Below are 3,307 nucleotides of genomic sequence, written 5' to 3' on the forward strand. Positions count from 1 at the left end.
TGACTCTCCTCCCGAGGGTTCCTCAAGCACTCCGAAGCGTGGTCTCGCCGCAGCGTGCGCCTGACCTGGAGGTCTATCCGTCCCACACGAGAGGTTGTCCATCCCGATGGAATCTCGCGATTCCTGAGATAATATCGTCCAGTCCGATCAGTTGGCCAAATGGTCGAGCTGGAGGTTTCGTGTCCCTGGCGATCGTGCGAGACCTGCGTCCGGAACTGCGCTTGACGACGCCGGAGGAGCTCGCGGCCTTCGAGCAGGATCTGTTGTCCGAGTTCGTGCTCGCCCGGGCTTCGGCCGGCATCAGCGACGGGACGGTCGCCGGCGATGTCGGCGTGATCGTCGAAGTGCGCTCATGGTTCGCGCGCCCGCTGTGGGAGATGGAACCTCGTGATCTGGACCGGTTCTTCGGCCGACATCAACAGGGTATGGCTCATGCCACAAAGGTCCACAAGGCGCACTCTCTCAGCGTGTACTTCGAGTTCCTTGAACTACGGCACAAGCCCGCCATTCACAGGGCAACCGGCTATGTCGTCGAGTCGCCGTTGGATGAGATCAACCGGCCCCGTGGATCGACCCTGTCCCGGTTGCGGGTTCCGCCGCCGCTCGGGGAGGTCGACCATCTGTTCTCGGCTTGGCGTGACGAGGTGCCGCAGGCGCGTAAACCGTTGTCGATCGTCCGAAGTTACACCGCGATGAGGCTGGCGAGTCTGATAGGTCCCCGGGTCTCGGAGCTGAGCCTGGCGAACGTCGACGACATCCACTGGGAACTCGGCCAGTTCGGAAAGATTCTTCTGCGGGGCAAGGGGAGGCGCGGCAAGAAGAAGGAACGGCTCGTCCCGCTGATCAACGGGAGCCGTTCGCTGTTGGAGTGGTGGGTCGACGGCCCCCGCTGGCAGTACGACGATCGGGTGGATGAGCCAGGGGCGCCGTTGTTCCCCTCGGAGCGGCGGGCCGCAGACGGCTCGAGCCTGCGGGTGGATACCGACACGCTCCGCCTGCATCTGAAGAAGATGGTCGCCCAGCACCTTCCTTCCCAGGCAGGCAAGCTGACGCCGCACACGCTTCGGCACTTCGCTGCCTCGGAGCTCTACCGTCAGGGCATGGATGTGGTGGCGATCCAAGAGCTGCTTGGTCATAAGTGGATCAACACCACCATGATCTACGTACACGTCAACCAGACTCATGTCGAGGACGCGTGGGTCCGTGCCGGTGAGCGTGGACGGGCGCGATTCGGAGGAGCGTCATGAAGTGGAACCTGCGGATGACCGCGGCCAAGCGGGACATCTGGAAGTCCTCCGAACTCCAGCGCATGCTGGCTGACGCGGGCTTGGTGATCAGTGCGGGCAAGATGTCCAACCTGTGGGCCGGCCAGCCGGTGACTATCCGCCTGGACGATCTCGACGTGATCTGCGATGTGCTGCAATGCGAGCCCAGCGATCTCCTTGTCCGTGAGCCCGAGAAGGCCCGCGCGAAACGACCGGAGCAGGATGAGAGCAGGGCGGCCATCCGTCCCGCTGTTGGGGAGAACCGTCGTCGCAGCGGCGGCGGCCCGGCCTCCCGCAACTTGATGCCGCCGTTGTGACGAAGGAAGCGAAGGCCAAGGGGCGTGGGACGCCTGAGAGTTGCGAGGTCTGCATGGCCTGGGGCCTGCACCCTAACCCGGGCGGCTCGAAGATCCTCTGCTATGCATGCAGGGCATGGTGGTACAAGTACCCTGCCGACTCGTGCGGCACGTGCGGCGCGACCGCCCCCCTGCGTGACGGAGTCTGCCGGGCCTGCCGTCACCAGGCCGCATTCGTCGCCGGCCGTATCAAGGTCCCCTCAGCCGGCTACGGGGCCCGGTTGGACCTCACGGTCGCAGCCGCAACCGGGCACCAGACGTTTCTCGCTGACCTGATCAAATGGAATCGGCGCCACCACCTCACCGCAAGAACAGCGCAGATGCCTGAGTTGCCGAGCGAGACGCCGCACAGACACCCCCTGCTGCTGAAGCCGCCCGAGAGCATCCAGCTCACGCTCTTCGAGCCGGTCCGGGACTTCCGGCGCTATCGGCACCCGAACGGCTCGAAGGGGCGCTCCTGGACAGGATTCACCCCGGCAGATCCCGGATATGCGGACTTCCTCGTCGATCGGGCCAGGGACGTCGCGGCGGTACGGGGCTGGAACGACTCCACCATCAAGCGCGTGAAGTGCGGCTTGATGATCCTCTCGGCCCTGCACCAGCCTTCCGAAAGGATCAAAGCCACCACGGTGCACGCACTCTCCCGGGACATCGATGTTCCCGCAGTCCATCTCATCGACATGCTCAACGATCTCGACATCCTGCTCGACGACGCACCCGACCCCCTCGAACAACTGGTCAGAGCTCACCTCGCAGTGCTTCCCGAGCAGATACGCGTCGAGGTGACCGCCTACTTCGACATCCTCCGCAACGGAGCCCCCCGCCGCCGCCCCAGGTCGCCTCACACAGTCGACATCCACCTGCGGCTGATCGTCCCGTTCACTGCCCAGTACTGTGCCCCCCGATACTCGACATTGAGGCAGGTCACCCCCGAGGACATCACTGACTGGCTGTCCAAACGGAACAACGTCCAGCGCGAAATCGTCGCGCTCCGGGACATGTTCAAGACGCTCAAGTCACAGCGGCTGATCTTCGCTAACCCGGCCCGACGCATCAGGCCCGGCAACACCCTCGTCAACCCGCCCACACCGGTCGCGGAAGACCAACTCAAACAAGTGGCCAGAGCCGCGGATGAGAGCCCGGCCCTCCTGGCCGTCGTCGCCCTTGCCGGCGTCCACGCCCTCTTCCCGCACGAGATCAGAATGCTCCAAGACTCCGACATCGAGCTGAGCACCGGGCGCCTCCGGCGGGGCGAGGTCAGTCGGCCCCTCGACCACTTCACCGCCGAAGCCATCCGCAAGTACCGGCGCTACCGTGACGCCCGCTGGCCGGACTCGGCAAACCCTCATCTCCTCCTCACCCAGCAGACAGCCAAGAGGGAGAGCCCGGTCAGCGACTTCTGGCTCAAGCGCCTGTTCAAGGGGCTGCCCGCCACGGCCGACAGCCTCCGCCAGGACCGGGTCCTCGAAGAAGCGATCGCCGCCGGACCCGATCCCCTCCGCATCGCCACCATGTTCAACCTCAGCGCCCAGGCCAGCTTGCGCTACACCCGCGCGGCCAGCCCGGCAGGCACCGAAACGACGACCGGGTAACCCGCGAACCCACGGCCAGAGAGCCTCCGAATCCCCCAGCAGCGCCTACAGTTCAGATTTCGATACCTTCAGAAATCGTGAACTCGCGGGGATT

General features: G+C 64.9%; 3 protein-coding genes. All 3 read left to right on the top strand.

Going from position 1 to position 3,307, the window contains the following annotated elements; all coding sequences use genetic code 11:
• Positions 1–179 precede the first annotated feature (179 nt).
• Complete coding sequence (locus tag ACH5AF_RS35275; RefSeq protein ID WP_398907631.1) at positions 180–1,247, top strand: tyrosine-type recombinase/integrase; 1,068 nt, start codon at positions 180–182, stop codon at positions 1,245–1,247.
• Entirely contained in the window at positions 1,244–1,582 is a 339-nt protein-coding gene (locus ACH5AF_RS35280) for a helix-turn-helix domain-containing protein (protein ID WP_398907633.1), read from the top strand. Before ACH5AF_RS35275 ends, ACH5AF_RS35280 begins: the two co-directional genes overlap by 4 nt.
• A 359-nt stretch (positions 1,583–1,941) precedes the next feature.
• A complete protein-coding gene (locus ACH5AF_RS35285; RefSeq protein WP_398907634.1) occupies positions 1,942–3,213 on the top strand; it encodes a hypothetical protein in 1,272 nt (423 codons plus the stop codon).
• The last annotated feature ends 94 nt before the right edge of the window (positions 3,214–3,307 follow it).

Origin of the sequence: Streptomyces sp. NPDC018833 (assembly GCF_044390825.1) — a bacterium.
GTDB lineage: Bacteria > Actinomycetota > Actinomycetes > Streptomycetales > Streptomycetaceae > Streptomyces.